A 20598-nucleotide genomic window follows, 5' to 3' on the forward strand; every position below is an offset into this window, starting at 1 on the left:
TTTATTTAACATCACCGCCGATGGATGTGCATTATAGGCTAATTTTTTTAGACTGCAAGGGCTTTTTACAGGTTTTTATCACACTTGAATAAATAACAAACAAAAAGAGCAAAAAAACTGTCTTTATGTTGAATAAACACACTATTTCTTTTTACACAATACAGAAGAATGTAATGAATTTAACTTTAATTTCTGTTCAGGCTGGTCTATTTCCTGCCAATTGAGCGGCCTTAAGTCTATAAATTCACAATATCCTGCACTTCCTTCTTCATAATAATCGTCAATTTTAATTTGATATTGAAAACTTCCTACAAATCCACGACCTAAACCCGCCTTATAATCCCCTCGACTTTGGGCACTGATCTCTATGCAATGTTTTCCTTGCTGTGCAAACCATTTAAATTCACGCGGTAAATACATATAGTTTAAATATGGTGTTTGAACTTTAGGATATACTCGAAAAATTTTATATTCGACTCGATGATTAAAGCAGATGGTGTTTTTTGAATTTTCTGCCCGTATATATATTCTTGAATGTAATACGTGATTATATTGATTACGAATGTGTACTAAGATTAATTGACGCCGATCTTTGAGCTGAATAATTTGATATGTATAAAAATATAAAGCTAAAAAAGGAATATTCACTCCTCGTGCATATTCAAAGTTTCCCAAATGATCAATCTCAAACTTCTGTCCTTTATAAATTAATTCACCTTTACACCGACAAAGCAAAGACCAATGTTGATACAACCCCAAACCATATTTAAGTTTTGCAAAGTGACTTACAACAGGCAAAGTACAAATATTAAGTTCAACAGATAATTCAGAATTCTTACGAATCAATTCAAAGAATGGAAATTCACCTTTAAGCCGCTGTTCCTTGCCAAACTGGTAATCATTGTCTCGAAACAAACACTCTTGTTCCAAAGAATATTGTGCAGACTGTTCCAACATATGTGAACTAACACTATTTAATGTTGTAACAGTATCCAGTGTCTTTTTTTTATTTTGGCTTTGATTAAAGATAGGAATATTTGGCTGCCCATTTTGGGCCTTAAAATTATAATAATGCAGTGGTGCAGGTAGACCAGTAATCACCAAAGATTGTTGAGTTATTTTAAACCACCGAGTAGGTGGTTGATATGCTAAATTCAATGCAAATTGAGCTTGTGTAGATCGGAGTTGCTTCCTTTGACTATTTTTTGGCAACTTCATCACAAGCTCTCCTTACATCATATATTGCATACTACTCAGTTTGATTACGAGCCAAATAGGTGGTTATAAAACCAGACAATACATACAAAAGTGATACTACGAGTATCCCTAAAGGGATGTCATACATCACAATACCAAAGACTAAAATAACTGGCAACATCACAGCAAATGGTACACGCTTCCGATCAACTTGCTTAAACGAATAATATTTCATATTCGATACCATTAATAAGCCAACAATAACCATAAATGCTGCATAAACAAATTTCATCATTTGTAAACTAGGGTCCAAGATCATTGAATAATCTCGACTTACCCAAATTAATGAAATAACAATAATGGCTGCAAGTGGACTCGCAATCCCAATAAAGTAACGTTTATCAACCACCCCAATTTGTACATTAAAGCGAGCTAAACGAAATGCAGCACAAGCGGTATATACAAAACAGCAGGCCAAACCAATACGCCCTAAGCTATGTAATCCCCAGCTATACATGAGTATTGCTGGCGCTACACCAAAAGCGAGTAAATCAGAAAGAGAATCATATTGCTCACCAAATGCACTCTGGGCACCAATCGCACGTGCAACACGACCATCTAAACCATCTAGCAATGCCGCAAGAAAGATTGCATAAATTGCATGTAGATAATCATGATTCATACTCGCAATAATCGAATAAAAACCCGAAAGTAAAGCAGCAGTAGTGATTAGGTTTGGCCATAAATATATTCCACGGCGCTTTACCTTATGCCCTTCATGCGTATGTTCTTCCTCTTCAACTTCAAACGTGATCACATCAAAAGAACGATCATCATGTTTGGAATCTTCTGTTTTCTGCTGTTGAGTACTTGTCATTATATTTTCCTGATTCAACTTTCTGATGTTTTAGCTTTGCTCTAATTTATAACAATACGCTTATTCACCAACCAACCAACGCACTGCAGCATGCCCACCATTTTCATTCATACGTAAATGAGGGAATAACCATTGTAATGCTTCATCTGCTTGATTCGAAAATTGCCAAGGTGGATTAATCACCAACAAACCACAACCATTTAATCCAACTGGTGTGTCATCTGGCCATACACAAATTTCACAAATAAGTTGACGACGTATGCCTGTTTTTATCATTTTCTTTTCAAAACGTTCAATCATTGCGCGATCTTTGATTGGATACCATAATGCAATTACGCCAGTTGGCCATTTTTTATGTGCCAATTGTAGTAACTCAACCAATTGTGGGAAATCTTTTCGCTCAATTTCGTAAGGTGGATCGATCATCACCAAACCGCGCTTTTCTTTTGGAGGAATAACACCCAAAAGCCCCTCATAAGCATCACGCTCATGTAGACCAGCACGCTTATCACGGATATTAAAATAAAGCTGTTGAAACACATCTCTCTGCATTTCAAAAATAGTTGCTTTATCCATTTCGCGCATGCCTTCCAAAGCAATCCATGGTGAACCTGGATAAGCTCCTTTTCCTGCCCCAGCACGCATATCTTCAACAATTTTAAGGTATTGTTTCACCCCTTCTGGTGCATTACGTTTAATTGAATCATCCAATTTAACTAAACGATGAATACCATTTAGAAACTCACCAGATTTTTGCGCTTCAGAAGTCGACAAATCATATTTACCCGCACCGCCATGCGTATCAATATAACGATAAGGTTTATCTTTGGCATTCAAACGTGTCAATAACTGCAATAAAAGTACATGCTTCATGACATCAGCAAAATTGCCTGCATGGAAATGGTGACGGTAATTCATGTATGTATTCTTCCTGTATTCAGCGTGCATTTTAACACGAAAAAAGATTTCTTCACTGTCCTTCAATGTTCTAAAATATTGTCTCTATTTATTTTATTGAACTTACGAGGTTCTATGGAAGCGATGCTTCTCCCAAAAACATGGAAAATTGATCATATCTTAGACCAATTGGCACACTCTGGTTTTGCAATTATTGATCAAGCCTATGACCACGAATACCAACAACAACTCATTTTGGAGTGTACAGAAAACCTCGATCAATTCCGTAAAGCAGCCATACAAAATGGCATCGTATCAAACATTCGTAGTGACCACATTCTTTGGATCAACCAAGACCAATTCCAAATTGCACAACAACATATTCAAGCTTTAGAACAACTTTCACAACAATTCAATCAACACTTTTTCTTAGGTATACAGCACGTCGAAGCACATTTTGCTTGTTATAATAGCGGCGAATTTTACGCACTACATCGAGACAATCCACAACAAAAAAATGATCGTATGATTTCTTGTGTGTACTATTTACACGAGACTTGGCAAGATGATTGGGGGGGCCAATTACATCTACAAGACAGACAGGGAAATTGGCATATTATTCAACCAACAGCCAATCGTATTGCAATATTCCAAAGTGACCTGCTTCATGAAGTCAAACCTGCAAAGCAACAACGCCTTTCCATTACTGCGTGGCTACGTAGTGGTTCTAATGTGATCTAAACTGGATTTCATCAACAGTTAATTTTTCATATCACAACATATTTATTCTTGTTTATGCCACACTAAACAAATACTTCGCTCATTTAAGGAATATATTTAATGGCTGAAGACACTCGACTGATTGTTTCTCGTATTGGTGAAACTGATCAGCTTTTTCTACAGGAAAATACCCCTGAACTTGCATTAGAACGGGCAAATTTACGCTTGCAATTAGTGCACGCAAGCCACTCACGTGCTGAACAAATTCATTTTTTACAAGAAGCAATTGTGCTTCTTGAGCAAGCGCGTGTTGAATTTGAACAAATGCCATTAACACTCTATCTTGATCTCTCCATTCAACTGGCAAAAACATATTTAAAATATTTTGAGATAAGTCAAGAACAACGCTTCGCTCTCATAACACAGCAAATATTAAAACCGCTTACTGTTTATGAAAACGCCGAAATTTACTTCTTATTGGCATATGCTTCAATAGCGAAAAATGAACCAGCAATGACACGACATTGGTTAAACAAATATGCCAAGTCCATTCACTTCGACCCAATCTTAATTAAACAACATCCAGCTTTTCAGGATTTACAGCAACATAATTGGTTCAATATTTTGATCAAAACTCACTTGAACTAGCGAACCACCTTAAAGTTGCAGTCCACCTCCATCCCTCAACTACAGAAAAGTCAGATAAAAAAAAGCATCCTTAACGGATGCTTTTTTATCAACTAATTAACACATTGCTTAGTTAAACAAATGTGCAATTGCAGAACGTTCTTCTTCTAATTCTTGAAGAGTTTTGTCCATGCACTTACGGCTGAATTCATCAATTTCTAGACCTTCAACGCGTGTATATTGACCGTTTTCACAAGTCACTGGAACACCGTACATTACGCCTTCAGGAATACCATAAGAACCATCAGAAGGAATACCCATAGTTACCCATTCGCCGTTTGTGCCAAGCGCCCAATCGTGCATATGATCAATTGCAGCGTTTGCAGCAGAAGCAGCAGAAGATAGACCACGTGCTTCAATAATTGCAGCACCACGTTTACCAACAGTTGGAAGGAATACATTTTCGTTCCAATCTTGGTCATTGATCATATCTTTAACGTTTTCGCCGTTAATTGTAGCAAAACGATAGTCTGCATACATTGTAGGAGAGTGGTTACCCCAAACAACCAAGTTTTTGATATCTTTAACTGCTTTACCAGTTTTAGCTGCAATTTGGCTCAACGCACGGTTGTGGTCCAAACGAAGCATTGCAGTGAATTGACCTGGGTTTAAATCAGGAGCAGATTTCATAGCGATATAAGCATTTGTATTTGCTGGGTTACCAACAACAAGTACTTTTACGTCACGGCTAGCGTGATCATTGATTGCTTTACCTTGAACAGTAAAGATTTTTGCATTTTCTTGAAGAAGGTCAGCACGTTCCATACCAGGACCGCGTGGACGAGCACCTACAAGTAAGCAGTAATCAGCATCTTTAAATGCAACATTCGGATCGTCAGTACCAACCATACCTGCTAACAATGGGAATGCACAATCTTCAAGCTCCATCATAACGCCTTTAAGCGCTTGTTGAGCTTTCTCAACTGGGATTTCAAGCATTTGCAAAATAACTGGTTGATCTTTACCTAACATCTCACCGCTAGCAATACGGAATAACAAGCTATAACCAATTTGACCTGCAGCGCCAGTAACGGCAACACGAACGGGTTGCTTCATATCATCATCTCCAATTGAGGATCGCTAATGTGATTAAGCAGATATCTACTTAACCGAATTATCATAAACGGCCATTATTGTACTCCAATCCAATTGCAGTTGCATAAAAAACCTTGGATATTCAACAAAAGTCTGATAGAAAAAATGAATGAGCTGACGTTATTAGGCCTTAAAGCCAATGAAAAAAACAACAATATTAAACACTAAAATAAATAACATCTGAAATGCAAAGCAAAAACTAAATACAGACTTTCATCAGTAAGGTATTGAACAATAGGCTTAAAAATTTATAAATTAAAATCTTAATATCACTTATAAAATTAATAACTTGATTTTATTAAGATCTCATTTGGACAACTTGTCACCACACGACTAGAACATTGCTTGTAAGTACCATTCACATGATAACAAACCTTTACCTCTGTCAAGACAGCCGGTTCTTGTCTATTTTGACAGCTAAAACGAATACCCTGACTCGGTAGACTTGGATTCAACCTTAAAAACTGTGCTCGCAACTTTGCTTTATCTATAACTTTATTTTCATAACCAGTGAGATCACTTGGGACTTTTAGTTTTTCAGCATAACTAATTACTGTTCTAAAATACTGACTTGCGTTCATTGGAACACAGCCCCCAACCTCTCGCCACAATTGACTACGCCCCTGTTCATCAGGCATCACCTTCGCAATTACTTTGGTTTGAATTGGAGATAAACTAGCTGAACTAGAAGTGCGACAGTCTGTACCTGGTCGCACCTCAGGAAGTAATCCAGCAATTGTTAAGGAGTAGCCTTCCATACACTTACGCTGCTTGGCACTACGCTGATCCATTGAGCAAACAGCAGGCGTCATTTGAATCTGCATTACATAACCTTGCAACTGCGTTTCTGCAGCAAATGCTATCCCTCCTATCATCCATAGAATGAATAGGCTAAAAACTTTGAGTTGCCAATATGGGCTAAACTTCTTAATAATTAAATTGCTCATCGACCGCAATAACACACCTAGTTTACGGAGTACGTGTTGGAATAACCGGCATACGACTTTCGATCACTTGTGGCCCTTGGTTGAGCAAAATGCCATAGTGCACCGCATTGGTCATCACATTTTTTACATAATCCCGCGTTTCAGCTAAAGGAATAGATTCAACATATTGATCCGCAGTCAACGGTTGTTGATCTGGCTGCCAACGCTTAGCACGATTAGGGCCAGCGTTATACCCTGCTGTAGCCAATACGGGATTCGCACTTAACTGCGAATGAATCATTGATAAATAATAAGTACCATAGCGAATATTTGTATTAGGATCAGAAGAAACCGCAGAGTTATAGCTCTCCCCCATTTTCGCAGCAACATGTTTTGCTGTTGCAGGCATAATTTGCATTAAACCACCAGCTCCCACATGAGAACGAGCATTGGTCACAAATCGACTTTCTTGACGCATTAAACCATAAGCCCAAGATGGATCGATTCCCACTCTTTGACTATAACTCACCACTGTTGCCTGATGAGGGGTCGCATAACGATATTCATAATTATGCGTTTTTGCAGTACGATCTGCTGCATAAATTGCACGATCATACCATCCCATATCAGTTGCACGTTTTGCTGCAGCAAGCAATAAACCATCATCCTGTTTTAAATAAGCTTGACGAACTGCCCAGTTCCATTCCCGATTAACATAATTTGCTGGCGCATTAATATTACGCAAAGTAAAGGCACGACGGAAATGAATATCTTGACTTAAGCGTTGCATATCACTACTTGAAGGCTGTGCAGCAGGAGACTTAGCATTATAACGTTGCCCCAAGTGATCCTTCGCTAATAGGTTATGATAATCATCACCAGCATTAGCCAGTCTACTGTAGATTTCTTGTGCAGTTTTCTTAGCATTACGGTCATCACGTTGTTCTGTAGCACGAGCCAACCAATACTGCCAACGATCACTTTGTTTCTGGTTAATACTCATACTATCAACCGCACGGATTACACTTTCCCAGCGACCAAAACGTACAGCCTGACGAGCATAAACCTCTGCTTCTTCATCAGTAAATGGCACACCATAACTGCGATCAAAAGCATCAAGTACTGCAAGATTAAAATTGTTCTTCATTACTGTCGTACCGCCAACATAAGCTACAGTACGATATAAATATTTTTGCACATCAGTCGGAACATCTTGGGTGAGACGAGGCAATGATTGCAAAGCAGTGTTTAAATCACTATCCGCTGCACGTCCAAGCGCAAAAACCAAATAAGCATAATCTGTCATATTTGATTTAGGTGCAGTCCATAAATAACCGACAGGATTTGCCTGAATCTGATTTAGTTGTGCTAAAGATAAATTACTATTTAGCGTTTGAGCCGTAGCCATTGCTGGTCCAGATTGACCTGCACGTAACTGTGCATATAGGCGCTGTTCACGATCTTCCTTGGTCATTAATGGACTAGATAGCATCATTCGCCCTAACCCATTACATGACTCTGGCTGACTATTTGTTGCTAACCAAACATCTTTATATTCAGCATAAACGAGGCTATCGCCAGTACGAGCACGCACTTGAGCAACAGCACAGCTCTCCGCTTGATCTGGATTTGAAACATAATTAATGACAGGTTTTGCTGTCGCAAAATCAGCTTGTTTCACTTTTTCTTCAACATAGTCTGCTGCTAATTTCTCAGCCATAGCAGATTGAGGATAGCGCTGAGCATAACTAATAATGCTACTCGCAGGCTGAAAACCAAGATTGGTGTTAAGTGACCAATACTCTGGATAATAGCCCAATACATCATCTTGCATAGATACGCGATATTGCTCTAAAAGTGTTGTATTTCCAGAGCTTGCAGCACGAAGTGCATCATTAAATTGAGACTCATCGGCGTGTGTACACTGCACACCCAATAGGGCAAGACAACTGAACAGACAGGTTTTCATTGTTTTAATGTTTTGTAGTGTATACACAATATTGTTTCCTATCTGCATGACTTACCTTTTAAATAACTGCAACACTGTAGCAAAACACATAGTTTAAGTATTCCTAACTCTAGCTACTGTTCTGTTGTGTAACCTTATGATTCAAGAGCATTAATAATATCTTTTTTTACTTCACATTCAACAGCCTTATCGACACATTTAATTCTTCGCTCTTTGCTCATAAATACGGTAAAATGCTCCGTTTTTTACTATGTGTCTAGCCAGTTTATCGCCAGACCCAACCTAATGCTGACCTTTTAAAGGAGCCGACATGACGGTTCAAACCTTCATTCCCAATGCGACTAAAGCTGCTTCAGAAAACACTGTTACCCAGCCTCAGCACTCTGATTCGAACAATGCAGTTAAAAAACTGTATATCGAAACTCAAGGGTGCCAGATGAATGAGTATGACAGTCACCGTATGGCAGATCTTTTAGGCGAATCTCATGGTTACATTTTAACCACAGATCCCAATGAAGCAGATGTACTTTTAATGAACACCTGCTCCATCCGTGAAAAAGCACAAGAAAAAGTATTTTCTGAGCTTGGCCGTTGGCGCAAATTGAAAGAAAAAAATCCAGACCTTGTCATTGGTGTTGGTGGATGTGTTGCCTCTCAGGAAGGTGACAACATACAAAAACGTGCACCTTATGTAGATATGGTCTTTGGTCCACAAACACTACACCGCATTCCACAAATTTTAGACCAACATCAAGCCCAGCAAGAAAAACCGAAGAAAGACAAAATCAAACTGGTTGATATCTCTTTCCCCGAAATTGAAAAGTTTGATTATCTTCCTGAACCTCGCGTCAATGGCTATAAAGCTTTTGTCTCAATTATGGAAGGTTGTTCAAAGTACTGTTCTTTCTGTGTAGTCCCTTACACACGTGGCGAAGAAGTTTCCCGACCACTAGATGATGTACTTGCTGAAATTGCAGGTTTAGCTGAAAAGGGTGTGCGAGAAATCAGTTTACTTGGACAAAATGTAAATGGTTATAGAGGTGAAACTTTTGATGGTGATATTTGTAGCTTTGCTCAATTATTACGCTTAGTTGCTGAAATACCAGGTATTGGACGTATCCGTTATACAACTTCACACCCACTTGAATTTACTGATGACATTATTGAATGTTATCGTGATCTTCCTCAAATGGTATCGCACTTACACTTGCCTGTACAAAGTGGTTCGAATGACGTGCTACAAGGTATGAAACGTAACCATAGTATTGATGTTTACATTGATAAAATTAAAAAGCTACGTCAAGTTCGCCCAGATATGCACCTTTCTAGTGATTTCATCATTGGCTTCCCTGGCGAGACAGATGCTCACTTTGAAGAAACTTATCAGTTCATTAAAGATCTAGATTTCGACCATTCTTATAGTTTTGTTTATTCAAAACGACCTGGCACACCAGCCTCAACACTCGTGGACGATACACCAGAAGCAGTGAAAAAAGAGCGTTTAGCCAAAGTTCAACAGTGGATCAAACAATCAAGTATAGAAAAAACTGATGCAATGCTTGGTACCTTACAACGAGTATTAGTTGAAAAAATATCAGATAAAGAACCAAATATTTTAGTTGGTACTGCTGATAATACTCGTTTGGTAACATTTATAGGCGATCCTAGCTGGGTCGGACGCTTCGCAGAAATTGAAATTACCGAAATTAAAACTTTAAATTTAGTTTATGGTGAGCTCTTGAATCTCGAACCCGACGTAGCGTAATGTAGCCCTATAACTTTACTAATAAAAAGGAAATACCTTGACTGCAGAGATTCGACGTACAGTAGCTTTCCCAGGTGTTTCAATGGAGCGTATCAAAAGTATGCTTGGTGCATACAACGGTCATTTGAAACAAATTGAACAACGTTTAGAGGTCAAAATCTCCCACAGAGGTGATGTCTTCTATGTAGATGGTGAGTTAGATGCTGTTGAACGCGCAGAAAGTTTATTGCAGCGTCTGTATGATGAAGCTGAAAATACTCAGCAAATTAGCGCAGATACGCTGCACCTGATGATTCAGGGTAGCCAAACTGATCGTGAGTTACAACAAGATCCGGATCAAGAACATACTGGCCTAGACGAAGTTTGGTTACAAACTCGTAAAGGCCGTATTAATCCACGCGGTGCAAACCAGAAACGTTATGTACAGCGTATTTTACAAAGTGATATTTCTTTTGGTATTGGACCTGCAGGAACGGGTAAAACATATCTTGCCGTTGCAGCTGCTGTTGATATGTTGGAACGAAATGAAATCCAACGTATCCTTTTGGTCCGCCCTGCGGTTGAGGCTGGTGAAAAACTAGGGTTCTTACCTGGTGACCTCACACAAAAAATTGATCCTTATTTACGCCCACTTTACGATGCCTTGTATGAAATGCTTGGCTTTGAAAAAGTCGCAAAACTGATTGAACGTCAAGTGATCGAGGTTGCACCTTTAGCCTACATGCGTGGTCGTACGCTCAATCACTCTTTTGTGATTCTAGATGAAGCACAAAATACGACTCCAGAACAAATGAAAATGTTTTTAACACGTCTAGGTTTTGGTTCACGTGCAGTGATTACCGGTGACATCACTCAGGTTGATTTACCACGTGGGCAACAGTCAGGTTTGGCTCAAGCACTTCGAGTACTTGAATCAATTAAAGAGATTCACATCACACGCTTCCATTCTCGTGATGTAGTACGTCATCAACTGGTACAAAAAATCGTTGAAGCTTATGAAGGCTGGGATTCTGAACAACAGCGTATTTCAGCCGAGGTTCGTGCCGAACGCAAAGCACGCCAAGAAGCATTAGCACAAGCCAATGATGCTGCTGCCGATGCACAGCACCAAGCAATCGAATAAATCTTTCGGCCTTGATCAATCAAGGCCGAATCTTCACCATTCGATCTTACATAATGAAAGGTTTATTTTGAAAGTTAGTCTTAGTCTACAACAGTCGTTTGAATCAGCAGATTTATTGCTTAAACGCGCATATTTAAAGAAAGTCATTGAAACGACACTACGATACATTGACGTCAATCAAGACTGTGAAATTGGTATAGCTTGTGTCGATCATGACGAAAGTCACCATTTAAATTTGGAATATCGTCAAAAAGATAAATCTACCAATGTATTGTCTTTTCCAAGTGATATTCCAGAAGAAGTGCTTGCAATGCTGGATGCCTTACCAATAGGAGACTTAGTCATTTGTATTCCTGTTGTGCTAACCGAAGCACAAGAGCAATCCAAAACTCCCCTTGAACACTTTACACACATGTTAGTGCACGGTGTATTACATCTTATGGGGTATGACCATGAAACAAGTGAAGCTGATGCTGAACAAATGGAAGCACTTGAGATCGAAATCTTAGCAAAACTTGGTTTAAACAACCCTTACCTTTAAAACGCCATCCATCGCGATAACGTTTAATGCTGTCATTCCATCATAGCCAACAATATGGGAATGACAGTTAACATGGCCTAAGATGGCCTTATTTTTTACATTACTTTATGTTTAAATAAAAAAATTAAACTGAAGAACTTCAATAAAACAGTTTTTTGATACGATTTTGTTAGACTTCGTCATCAAACTAATTTTTAGTTCAGCCTCTTATTCAGATGGCTGCACCGTATGATGACACCATCGGGGACATAACCTATGCAGACACTGCTGTCTAATATCGCAAGTCGAGCACGACAAGCATGCCTAAAAGCAAGTGATTTCATTGAAGAAGAACGTGAGTTTCCAGTATCACAAGTTTTTCTCAATGCAACTTTCAAACGTTATGTAACCGATAATGTGAGATTACTCAAAGACCTCCATGCAGATCTACATGATGGCTGGTTAAGACTTTATGCAACAATTGATGTTGCTGGCATCTATGCTAGTTTATCTGTCGATCTAAAACTTGTCTCAATGCAAATGAATAAAGACGTACAACTCATTGTCTTTGAACAAATCAGTGATACTCGTGTCATTGAAGCAAAATTTGCCAAAGCATGGTTAAAACTTGCTGTGAATACAGCTTTGTTTTTCTATCAAAAAATATTAAAAAAAGATCCATTAGGTAAAATCTTATCAAAATACAATATCGTCTATGTTGAGAATGAACTTTTACATCTCGATCTCAATCGGTGGTTAGGTAAACCTGCCATTCTCAATACCTTAAATAAAGTGCGTATTAATCATGCTGTACTTGCAGAGACAGAATTACGTGTACAAGGTAACATCAGTTTAATGGCTTTATTTAATCGTTTTGATCATGCTGAGAACAATATGGATGATGAATTGGAGTCAACAGTCACACCAATCCAACAAAAGAATGGTTGATAAATAAACTCATCCCCCTAAATTTACGTGAAAATTCACAAGAGTAATTAAAAAATTCAGATTTTACTCAGAATTGAGCTGTACAATGTGATCAGCATAACCTTTTTCGAGGACCAATATGATAACGTTGTTCACTTCAAACTCTTCACGTTTGCTTGCAACCCTTACAAGTCTGGTCCTACTCGGAGGCATATCGAGTAGCAGTTTCGCACTGAGTCCATTTAATGCAAGTTATCAATTTTCTTATAATGGAAAAAATGTAGGTAGTGCAACACGCCAACTCTCACAAAATGGCAACCTTTGGACTTACTCTTTTTCAGCCAAAGCTGCTGCACTCGCATCTGCAAATGAAACCAGTCGCTTTAATTTTAGCAATGGGCAAATTCAATCGAATAGTTTCAGTCGTACAAGTAAAGTTTTAATTCACAGTAACAAGCTTAATATCAGCTTTAATCCAAACAGCAAGGTTATTAGTACGCAGAAAGATGATAAAGCTCGTTCTTTTGCTTGGAAACCTGGTGTACTTGATGAATTAAATGCAGAATTACAAGTTCGTGAAGACTTAAAAGGTAGTGGTTTAAAAGGCACTTATTATATTGCTGATGCTAAATCTGCCGACGCTCGCCAATTCATTAAACAAGGCACCGAATCTGTTACAACCCCTTATGGGACTTACAGCACAATTAAGGTCCTACTAAAACATGATAAAGCAACTAAAAGCTCTATTTTCTGGCTAGCACCTCAACTTGATTACCTACCTGTAAAAATGGCGCATCAAGATGGTAAGACTTCTTATAGTTTGTTATTAACAAATTATAAAAAATAAGAAAATTAAAAAAGCTTGCTTAATTTATCTGTTTCAACCTAATTAAGCTTGCTTTTTTTCAGGTGCTTTCTAAAATACGCATTTGCTAAAAGCATCTGACTTCTAGAGGATTCTCCCAGTGCAAGCACTCGAACAGAAAATCTTAGCGGAAGGTATCGTTCTTTCTGATCAAGTTTTGAAAGTCGACTCCTTCCTCAACCATCAAATTGACCCTGTACTTATGCAGCAAATAGGTCAAGAATTTGCTCGTCGTTTTAAGGATGCAGGTGTCACTAAAATCATCACCATTGAAGCTTCTGGTATTGCACCAGCAGTTATGGCTGGTTTGGAGCTTGGTGTACCTGTTATTTTTGCACGTAAATATCAATCTCTTACACTCAAAGATGATCTTTATCGCGCTAAAGTCTTCTCTTTTACCAAACAAACTGAAAGTACAATTGCTATTTCAAATAAGCATATTGCTGCAACAGATCGCGTCTTAGTAATTGATGACTTCCTTGCAAATGGCCAAGCTGCTCTTGGTTTAGCAGACCTCATTCATCAAGCTCAAGCTGAAGTACTTGGTATTGGTATTGTGATTGAAAAATCTTTCCAACCTGGTCGTGAGCTCTTATTAGAAAAAGGTTATCGCGTTGAATCTTTAGCACGTGTTCAATCTCTACGAGACGGCACAGTTCAATTCGTTCGAGATGAATAAAGTCTAAAATTGACCTTAATCCATATAAGTGTCATTTACAAAATCAAAAGCCTTAGTGTTGTAACACTAAGGCTTTTTTAATACTGACTTCATGTATGTATTATTTTTGAGGTACGTCTTGTTGAAACTGTGGCGAACGTGGTCCATATAATAAACCCACCCCTGGTTGTGAAGGGGTTGGTGTATACATAATCATATTCACCTGATTTGCTAATGGATGAGAGTGGTCACTTAGACTGCTTGATACTTGATCAATAACTGCTGTCAATAATGCACTTACCAAGCCACCATCACCATTATTACTTGATTGTGAAAGTGTTTTAGAACCAGACCAAAGCAAAGTTCCTGTTTTTAAATCAACAAGTTTGGCTTCTGCAGCTACGGTAGATACACTTTGCAGAACTTGGTAGCTTGATCCATATTGTTTAATTCGAATATAAAGTGCTGCATCAGCGCCAAAGATTTCCTGAAGTTTCTTTGCAGGAATATTTTGTGCTTCAGCCCCACTATGCACACCATTTTCCTTAAACATGCTATCAACAACAGCCATAGGAAATACATAATAACCTGCTTCAGCAACAGGTACTGTTACTCCAGACCAAACACCATAGGTTGCTTTAACATCAAGCGAATCATTCACAGGAGGAAGTACCAATATCGAGCGCGGCATATGCGCACGATAATCAGACATATCTTTTTGTGTTGATGCTGTTGTTGCACAACCACCAAGCAACAATGTCACTACTGTTAAGAGTGCTGCACATTTGAAATTCATCATTATTTCGCAGTTCCCTTATTGCCCGTCAATTGTTTTAACAAACGATCCATTAACACTGTCGATTCTGGATAAACCTGACGCTCTAATTGGAAATACTCAGCCGCCTTATTGGTATTGTTTTGCTCTGCGTATAACATGCCTAAATGTGCATACAGTCCAGGTGGGACTGCCAAATTTTTAGCCTTAGCTTTCTCAATTTCAGCTTCAAGCTTTTGAACTTGTGCACTTGGAGACACCTTTTGTGGTTGGCTATACATGAGATAAGTTTGTTCGGGATAAGATCCCCAACTATACAAAGCACTGGGTTGTGATACACAGCCAATGAGCATTGAACCCAAAACTGGCAATAAAAATAAATTTTTCATTATTTTTCAGTAGCCTTATTTCAATGACCACTTACCAGATTGTAGATCTAGCACCAAATTATTGACTGCTTCACGCACAGCTAAATCAAGTACTTTGCCATTTAAAGTTGAGTCATAAGAAGCTGTTGAACCAAAACCGAGCACCTCACGTGCACTAAGCGCGTACTCACCTGCCCCTTGTACAGAGTGCACCACTTCTGAAGTTTGTACATCAACAACATTTAGATTTACTTTGGCATAAGCAACTTGCTCTTTACCACGGCCTAATATGCCAAATAACTGTTGATCACCGACTTCTTTACGACCAAATTCAGATACATCACCAGTTAAAACATAGCGTGCCCCTTTAATGGCTTGGTTCGTTTTGGTATAACCTGCTTCTTGTTGTAATTCAGATAAGTTATCGCGGTTTAAGACGCTAAAATAACCTGTTTGCTGTAAATGTGTTTCTAAAATTGTTTTTGCTTGACCACCTAAACGATCAACATTATCTGAAAAAATACCACGCATATAACTTGAACGATTATCAAACTTACCAATAGATACTGGTGTCTTCGGACCTTGATATTTAACAGCAGCAGTGGCCGCTGTCACTTGTGGTGCTTGAATACTTCTTGATGTTTCTGTTGTAGTACAAGCCGTTAAAGTTAATACAGCACTACCGCACAATGCAATTGTCAATTTTTTCATTTTTTACCCTAATCAAAAATCATTGATAAACCTGATCTATATAAGTTTATTTTTTATACTCACAGTCCTATCTATATATTCGTATGTATCTCAAATCATATATTGAATACATGATAAGTATAACGAGAAGCTCAAATAGAGTCTCTATTCCAATGAATAGTTATATAAATACTCCATATAAGCAAAGAGTTAACAATCATTTCCGATGGTCAAACGGCATATTTTTTGCTAAGTATTAAGAGCGAACAACAAAACTAGAGTACAAACACAATGTTAAAAAAATTAACGCCTTTATGTATCATACTCAGCTGCTATGGTGTTACAAGCAAATTATTAGCTGAACCATTTAAAGTTTTGACTCAATTAAGTGAGCATCCTACAAAACTCAACCAGGGGCAATATAAAGGGAATTACTATATTCCTTCAACACTAGAGACCATTCAATGGGGCTACTTACCAAACCGTGACCATGCTCCAGTGCTCAAAGTAGCCTCAGGTAGTGTGGTGACATTTGACACCGTATCGCATGAAGGGCTATTAGAAGACCAAGGCCGTGATGCCAAAAAATACTTTATGAGTAAAGGTGTAGCTCCTTCACAAATCTTGGCTGAAGCGCAGTTAATTACTCAATCATCACTTAAACATGACTTTCAGCATGATGGCCCTCATATTGTCACTGGACCTGTTGAAATCATTGATGCACAACCAGGTGATGTGCTTAAAGTTGAAATTATTGACATTGAACCCCGTGTTCCCTATGGCGTTATCTCCAATCGTCATGGGAAAGGCACTTTAGTCGGGGAGTTTCCTAAAACACCTGCTCAAGCTCAGCCAAGTGTCAACAATCCATCAAGTTACGGCAATATCTCTGTATTCACGCCTATACAAAAGCTCGCCAATGGTCAATATGAAGGGAGCATTGTTACACCTACTGGAAAAACAATCCGCTTTCCCTTAAAACCATTTATGGGGATTATGGGTGTTGCAGCAAATACAACTGAACCCGTTCACTCCGTACCTCCTGCTTACTATGGCGGTAACATTGATATTAATGAGTTAACAAAAGGGACTACAGCTTATTTCCCGGTTCAAGTTGCTGGCGCTCAGTTCTATACGGGTGATGGTCACTTTAGCCAAGGAAATGGTGAGGTTGCTTTAACCGCACTAGAGGGTTCTACACGAGCAACATTTAAACTCACACTATTAAAAGCAGGAACAAATGCCATTCCAAGTCATACCCTCAAACAAGTATTGGGAGAAACACCGGAATATTGGATCACCCCAGGACTTGACCCTGACCTAAATGAAGCAATGAAAAACTCAACTCGTGAAGCAATTCGGTTTTTGAATCAACATTATGGTATTGATGAAGCACTCGCATATGCTTATTTAAGTGCCGCAACAGATTTTAGTGTTTCCCAAGTTGTAGATAGAACCAAAGGCATCCATGCACTTATTCGTAAACAAGATTTTCGTGAATTTGAACCTGTACAAAAAACAAAATCTAGTGATAAAAAATAAACTGCAATCTTATTTTGTCAAAGCTTCACAGTGAGCTTGGCAATGCACAGGAAAGTTTACAGAATTTGCAATCATACATTCATGATGTGCAAGCTGATGTAAACTTTCTGCAAGTGCTAACTGTTCTGAATCTTGAATAATCACACGAGGCCGTAAAGTAACTTGTGTCATATGGCCACGCTTTAACAGATCTTGGTCTTGCATCTCACCCATTGCTTGATCGGTATAATCCAATACACAGATATTATGATCAGCACACAAGTGTAAATACCAAAGTTTATGACATGAAGAAAGTGCTGCAATCAATAGCTCTTCTGGATTCCACCGTGTTGGATCACCTAGATATGCTGGGTCAGCAGACCCTGCAATGCTTGGTTTAGTCTCATGTCGCACTTCAAAATCACGGCGATAAGCCTGATATGAAGAGGTTCCTGTGCCTGTATTCCCTTGCCATTTTATTTCAACAGCGTATTGGTGCAGTGTCATAATTCAGCCTAACTCCATGGTTGATTTTAATTGTATTCAATAAGGCTGTGGCTTTAAAATCCACTATAACACCAATGCCTTAAGCTAAACGTTGTACAATTTCAGCAAGTCGTTTACCTTGTGCTTCACATAACACACGCTCATCTTCACTCATCGCTTGATCATGTCTTGCACCACTAACATGGCTAGCACCATATGGCGTTCCACCAGTTTTAGTATTTGACAGAGCAGGTTGAGTATTATTCAGCCCCATAATCATCATACCGTGGTGAAACAAAGGCGGTAACATGGTTAAAAGCGTACTCTCCTGCCCACCATGCATAGATCCAGATGCAGTAAACACACATGCAGGTTTGTCATGTAATGCGCCATTTAACCAAAGGCTGGTTGTCTGATCCCAGAAATATTTCATTTCACTAGCCATATTACCAAAACGTGTTGGTGAGCCAAGTGCGAGCCCAGCACAATTCGCCAAATCATCTAAGCTACAATATAAATCACCTTCTTCGGGAATGCTCGCAGCTGCTTCAGTAACAACAGTAGCCAATTCAGGCACTGTTCTAATTTTCACATTAAGGCCTGTAGACTCAACACCCTTGGCAATCAGTTCAGCCATTTGCTTCACTGAACCGTATTTACTGTAATATAAAACAAGAATATATGGCTGCATATTTTGCTAGACTAAGATAAAAGAGAAAACTATACGTTATTTTTCTCTTTTTGGGATATCTCTATGCATTTGAATAATGTAAGAATTTAAATAAAAGAATCGAGACGGCATTTTTATGTTAGAAAAGTATTTTCAGAAACTCCCTTTTTATGATCACACATGGTTTCAGTTTGTCCTCTTTGTCATTAAACGTTTTGAGGCTGACCGTTGTCGTGAACAAGCTGGCTCGCTCACTTACACAACACTTTTTGCAGTCGTACCAATGCTGACTGTTTTTCTGGTGATCATCTCTTCTATCAATGCCTTAGAGCCAGCGAGACAACAACTACAACAGTTAATTTATAGTAATTTTTTACCAAAAACCACAATCGCCTTTGACAAAGCACTCAACGCCTTTACGTCTAAATCAAGCAACCTAACAGTTATTGGTATTTTATTTCTATTTGTCACAACAGTACTTATGCTGACCAGTATTGAAACTGTATTTAACCGAATTTGGCGAGTACGCGAAACCCGTGGTGGGATTGTTGGTTTTATGCGTTATTGGACGATTATTTCCTTAGGTCCAATTTTGTTAGGTAGCGCATTTGTTATTTCCTCTACCATCACCTCTATGAACGTATTAAGCAGTAACTTTGCAGGTTACAACTTAGATGGAACTTATCTATTCGGTTTTATTTCTTTTGCTTTGACCATACTCGGCTTCTTTATTCTCTATTGGATGATTCCTAATCGCCCTGTGCCAGCCAAAGCAGCTATGATTGCTGCAGCTTTTAGTGCCACAATCTTTGTATTACTTAAAAACTTGTTTGGTTTTGTCATGGCAAACTTCACCAGTTATGAAATCATCTATGGTGCTTTTGCCGCAGTCCCTATCTTCCTGCTTTGGATATTTTTATCGTGGAACATTATTTTACTTGGTGTAGAGCTGAGTTATGCACTTACTGCATTTAATGCACATAAAGAGTCGAATCGGCATCCAGTGATTATGCTCATGGATCTACTACAACTTTTCTATAATAAGCAAAAAAAGGGTGAAGCAGTATCAGACGCAGAAGCGCTTGACGTTCTTGGTCGTGAAGAAATTGGCCGCTGGCCAAGTCACCTGAATATTTTAATGAAAAATAATTTAATTAAATGTACTGGTGATGACAAATTTGTCCTTGTACGCAATCTCAATGAAGTTGATTTCTGGCAATTTTACAAAATGCTCCCTTACCCATTACCTCGGCGTCAGGATATTATTGATATAACTCAAGATAAGCCATGGCTGCAAGATATTGGACCTGCCTTGTTAGAGTCAGATGCGGCTCTTACTGCCCGCCTCTCCGTTCCTTTATCACAAATTTTTGAAGATAACTCTCGCTCAAAGTTATAGATAAATTTTACCTCACACACCATGATCTGCAGACATAAAAAAACCTATCTTGTCTTAATGACAAGATAGGAATGTGTCCACAATCATTAACTCAAAAACTGTGGTTTTTCATCCACAACTTCTGCTTGCCATTCACCAACTTGTTTTTCCATTAGGCTAAATAGCGCAGCTTGAATCATATGTTGAGCCAATACTGTTGTTTGTTCACCTAACATCTGTTTCACTTCAGCATTGAACTGAATGGTAATTAATGGTTCTTTCTCAGACCCAGCATTACGCAGTGCTAACTCACCACTTTCAAGTTGAACCAATTCGAGAATGACTTCTTGATTGCCGAATAATTCTTTTAACTGTTCTATAGTCATAAATCCTCCATGCCCAACATAATACAAAATATAGTTTGTCTGCATTATGATGATATATCGGGATAAACATTGGACAATTCAAGTTATCCCGCTCATAA

The 20598-nt window shown here is 38.5% G+C and carries 22 protein-coding genes; 10 read left to right on the plus strand and 12 right to left on the minus strand.

Features of this window, described 5'->3' with window-relative positions; all coding sequences use genetic code 11:
- Positions 1-141: 141 nt before the first annotated feature.
- The 3 genes from RFH42_RS15435 to RFH42_RS15445 are packed head-to-tail and all read right to left on the minus strand — an operon-like array spanning position 142 to position 2992.
- Positions 142-1218: a DUF6670 family protein gene (locus tag RFH42_RS15435; protein ID WP_308976729.1), complete on the minus strand. Its 1077-nt coding sequence runs from the start codon at positions 1216-1218 to the stop codon at positions 142-144.
- Positions 1219-1249: 31 nt separating this feature from the next.
- On the minus strand, positions 1250-2074 hold the full coding sequence (gene pssA / locus RFH42_RS15440; protein WP_308976731.1) for a CDP-diacylglycerol--serine O-phosphatidyltransferase: 825 nt from the start codon (positions 2072-2074) through the stop codon (positions 1250-1252).
- A 60-nt stretch (positions 2075-2134) separates the two neighbouring features.
- Entirely contained in the window at positions 2135-2992 is an 858-nt protein-coding gene (locus tag RFH42_RS15445; RefSeq protein ID WP_308976732.1) for a 23S rRNA (adenine(2030)-N(6))-methyltransferase RlmJ, read from the minus strand.
- 114 nt (positions 2993-3106) lie between these two features.
- On the opposite strand from RFH42_RS15445, the gene RFH42_RS15450 reads away from it, so the two are divergent.
- Complete coding sequence (locus tag RFH42_RS15450; protein ID WP_308976733.1) at positions 3107-3712, plus strand: 2OG-Fe(II) oxygenase; 606 nt, start codon at positions 3107-3109, stop codon at positions 3710-3712.
- 99 nt (positions 3713-3811) lie between these two features.
- Positions 3812-4339 (plus strand): hypothetical protein, encoded by a 528-nt coding sequence (locus RFH42_RS15455; protein ID WP_308976734.1) that lies wholly within the window; start codon positions 3812-3814, stop codon positions 4337-4339.
- Between the two features lie 108 nt (positions 4340-4447).
- On the opposite strand, the gene RFH42_RS15460 is transcribed toward RFH42_RS15455, so the two are convergent.
- The 3 genes from RFH42_RS15460 to RFH42_RS15470 all read right to left on the minus strand — a co-directional run bounded on the left by RFH42_RS15460 (position 4448) and on the right by RFH42_RS15470 (position 8368).
- Positions 4448-5434, minus strand: a complete 987-nt coding sequence (locus RFH42_RS15460) for a malate dehydrogenase (protein WP_308976735.1) — start codon at positions 5432-5434, stop codon at positions 4448-4450.
- 320 nt (positions 5435-5754) lie between these two features.
- Positions 5755-6420, minus strand: coding sequence for a ribonuclease T2 family protein (locus RFH42_RS15465; protein WP_445596580.1), 666 nt, complete (start codon positions 6418-6420; stop codon positions 5755-5757).
- A gap of 22 nt (positions 6421-6442) precedes the next feature.
- Positions 6443-8368, minus strand: coding sequence for a lytic transglycosylase domain-containing protein (locus RFH42_RS15470; protein ID WP_308976776.1), 1926 nt, complete (start codon positions 8366-8368; stop codon positions 6443-6445).
- A gap of 310 nt (positions 8369-8678) precedes the next feature.
- On the opposite strand from RFH42_RS15470, the gene miaB reads away from it, so the two are divergent.
- The 6 genes from miaB (at position 8679) to RFH42_RS15500 (ending at position 14247) form a co-directional block, all read left to right on the plus strand.
- The gene (gene miaB, locus RFH42_RS15475; protein WP_308976736.1) at positions 8679-10133 is read left to right on the plus strand and encodes a tRNA (N6-isopentenyl adenosine(37)-C2)-methylthiotransferase MiaB; all 1455 of its coding nucleotides are present in this window, start codon (positions 8679-8681) and stop codon (positions 10131-10133) included.
- Positions 10134-10170: 37 nt separating this feature from the next.
- A complete protein-coding gene (locus RFH42_RS15480; RefSeq protein ID WP_308976737.1) occupies positions 10171-11256 on the plus strand; it encodes a PhoH family protein in 1086 nt (361 codons plus the stop codon).
- 67 nt (positions 11257-11323) lie between these two features.
- Entirely contained in the window at positions 11324-11797 is a 474-nt protein-coding gene (gene ybeY, locus RFH42_RS15485; RefSeq protein ID WP_308976738.1) for an rRNA maturation RNase YbeY, read from the plus strand.
- 255 nt (positions 11798-12052) lie between these two features.
- Positions 12053-12724, plus strand: coding sequence for a hypothetical protein (locus RFH42_RS15490; protein WP_308976739.1), 672 nt, complete (start codon positions 12053-12055; stop codon positions 12722-12724).
- A 118-nt stretch (positions 12725-12842) separates the two neighbouring features.
- Complete coding sequence (locus RFH42_RS15495) at positions 12843-13550, plus strand: DUF3108 domain-containing protein (protein ID WP_308976740.1); 708 nt, start codon at positions 12843-12845, stop codon at positions 13548-13550.
- A gap of 118 nt (positions 13551-13668) precedes the next feature.
- Complete coding sequence (locus RFH42_RS15500) at positions 13669-14247, plus strand: xanthine phosphoribosyltransferase (protein ID WP_308976741.1); 579 nt, start codon at positions 13669-13671, stop codon at positions 14245-14247.
- 100 nt (positions 14248-14347) lie between these two features.
- Here the strand turns inward: RFH42_RS15500 and RFH42_RS15505 are convergent, their stop codons facing one another.
- The 3 genes from RFH42_RS15505 to RFH42_RS15515 are packed head-to-tail and all read right to left on the minus strand — an operon-like array spanning position 14348 to position 16080.
- Positions 14348-15025: a DUF799 domain-containing protein gene (locus RFH42_RS15505; RefSeq protein ID WP_308976742.1), complete on the minus strand. Its 678-nt coding sequence runs from the start codon at positions 15023-15025 to the stop codon at positions 14348-14350.
- On the minus strand, positions 15025-15390 hold the full coding sequence (locus tag RFH42_RS15510) for a DUF4810 domain-containing protein (RefSeq protein ID WP_308976744.1): 366 nt from the start codon (positions 15388-15390) through the stop codon (positions 15025-15027). Before RFH42_RS15510 ends, RFH42_RS15505 begins: the two co-directional genes overlap by 1 nt.
- A 15-nt stretch (positions 15391-15405) precedes the next feature.
- On the minus strand, positions 15406-16080 hold the full coding sequence (locus tag RFH42_RS15515; RefSeq protein ID WP_308976745.1) for a CsgG/HfaB family protein: 675 nt from the start codon (positions 16078-16080) through the stop codon (positions 15406-15408).
- 270 nt (positions 16081-16350) lie between these two features.
- Between RFH42_RS15515 and RFH42_RS15520 the strand changes: the two genes are divergently transcribed.
- Positions 16351-17601, plus strand: coding sequence for an acetamidase/formamidase family protein (locus RFH42_RS15520; protein WP_308976746.1), 1251 nt, complete (start codon positions 16351-16353; stop codon positions 17599-17601).
- A 9-nt stretch (positions 17602-17610) separates the two neighbouring features.
- On the opposite strand, the gene RFH42_RS15525 is transcribed toward RFH42_RS15520, so the two are convergent.
- Positions 17611-18087, minus strand: coding sequence for an OsmC family protein (locus RFH42_RS15525; protein WP_308976748.1), 477 nt, complete (start codon positions 18085-18087; stop codon positions 17611-17613).
- 79 nt (positions 18088-18166) lie between these two features.
- Positions 18167-18757 (minus strand): NAD(P)H:quinone oxidoreductase, encoded by a 591-nt coding sequence (gene wrbA, locus RFH42_RS15530; RefSeq protein WP_308976749.1) that lies wholly within the window; start codon positions 18755-18757, stop codon positions 18167-18169.
- Positions 18758-18872: 115 nt separating this feature from the next.
- Here wrbA and RFH42_RS15535 point away from each other — a divergent pair, with 115 nt between their 5' ends.
- Positions 18873-20135 carry a YhjD/YihY/BrkB family envelope integrity protein gene (locus RFH42_RS15535; protein WP_308976751.1) on the plus strand — a complete coding sequence of 421 codons (1263 nt, stop codon included), beginning with the start codon at positions 18873-18875 and terminating at the stop codon, positions 20133-20135.
- A gap of 86 nt (positions 20136-20221) precedes the next feature.
- Here RFH42_RS15535 and RFH42_RS15540 read toward each other — a convergent pair whose 3' ends face one another.
- Entirely contained in the window at positions 20222-20500 is a 279-nt protein-coding gene (locus RFH42_RS15540) for a hypothetical protein (RefSeq protein ID WP_308976753.1), read from the minus strand.
- Positions 20501-20598: the final 98 nt, after the last annotated feature.

It is taken from the genome of Acinetobacter rudis, from assembly GCF_031157835.1.
GTDB lineage: Bacteria > Pseudomonadota > Gammaproteobacteria > Pseudomonadales > Moraxellaceae > Acinetobacter > Acinetobacter rudis_A.

Bases quoted from the DNA above. Each gene is read 5' to 3' on its own strand.
- RFH42_RS15445 (WP_308976732.1), bottom strand. From the start codon at position 2,992: ATGAATTACCGTCACCATTTCCATGCAGGCAATTTTGCTGATGTCATG.
- RFH42_RS15535 (WP_308976751.1), top strand. From the start codon at position 18,873: ATGTTAGAAAAGTATTTTCAGAAACTCCCTTTTTATGATCACACATGG.
- RFH42_RS15520 (WP_308976746.1), top strand. From the start codon at position 16,351: ATGTTAAAAAAATTAACGCCTTTATGTATCATACTCAGCTGCTATGGT.
- RFH42_RS15490 (WP_308976739.1), top strand. From the start codon at position 12,053: ATGCAGACACTGCTGTCTAATATCGCAAGTCGAGCACGACAAGCATGC.
- RFH42_RS15455 (WP_308976734.1), top strand. From the start codon at position 3,812: ATGGCTGAAGACACTCGACTGATTGTTTCTCGTATTGGTGAAACTGAT.
- RFH42_RS15470 (WP_308976776.1), bottom strand. From the start codon at position 8,368: ATGAAAACCTGTCTGTTCAGTTGTCTTGCCCTATTGGGTGTGCAGTGT.
- RFH42_RS15505 (WP_308976742.1), bottom strand. From the start codon at position 15,025: ATGATGAATTTCAAATGTGCAGCACTCTTAACAGTAGTGACATTGTTG.
- wrbA (WP_308976749.1), bottom strand. From the start codon at position 18,757: ATGCAGCCATATATTCTTGTTTTATATTACAGTAAATACGGTTCAGTG.
- pssA (WP_308976731.1), bottom strand. From the start codon at position 2,074: ATGACAAGTACTCAACAGCAGAAAACAGAAGATTCCAAACATGATGAT.
- RFH42_RS15460 (WP_308976735.1), bottom strand. From the start codon at position 5,434: ATGAAGCAACCCGTTCGTGTTGCCGTTACTGGCGCTGCAGGTCAAATT.
- RFH42_RS15495 (WP_308976740.1), top strand. From the start codon at position 12,843: ATGATAACGTTGTTCACTTCAAACTCTTCACGTTTGCTTGCAACCCTT.
- RFH42_RS15525 (WP_308976748.1), bottom strand. From the start codon at position 18,087: ATGACACTGCACCAATACGCTGTTGAAATAAAATGGCAAGGGAATACA.
- RFH42_RS15515 (WP_308976745.1), bottom strand. From the start codon at position 16,080: ATGAAAAAATTGACAATTGCATTGTGCGGTAGTGCTGTATTAACTTTA.
- miaB (WP_308976736.1), top strand. From the start codon at position 8,679: ATGACGGTTCAAACCTTCATTCCCAATGCGACTAAAGCTGCTTCAGAA.
- RFH42_RS15540 (WP_308976753.1), bottom strand. From the start codon at position 20,500: ATGACTATAGAACAGTTAAAAGAATTATTCGGCAATCAAGAAGTCATT.
- RFH42_RS15435 (WP_308976729.1), bottom strand. From the start codon at position 1,218: ATGAAGTTGCCAAAAAATAGTCAAAGGAAGCAACTCCGATCTACACAA.
- RFH42_RS15450 (WP_308976733.1), top strand. From the start codon at position 3,107: ATGGAAGCGATGCTTCTCCCAAAAACATGGAAAATTGATCATATCTTA.
- RFH42_RS15465 (WP_445596580.1), bottom strand. From the start codon at position 6,420: ATGAGCAATTTAATTATTAAGAAGTTTAGCCCATATTGGCAACTCAAA.
- RFH42_RS15510 (WP_308976744.1), bottom strand. From the start codon at position 15,390: ATGAAAAATTTATTTTTATTGCCAGTTTTGGGTTCAATGCTCATTGGC.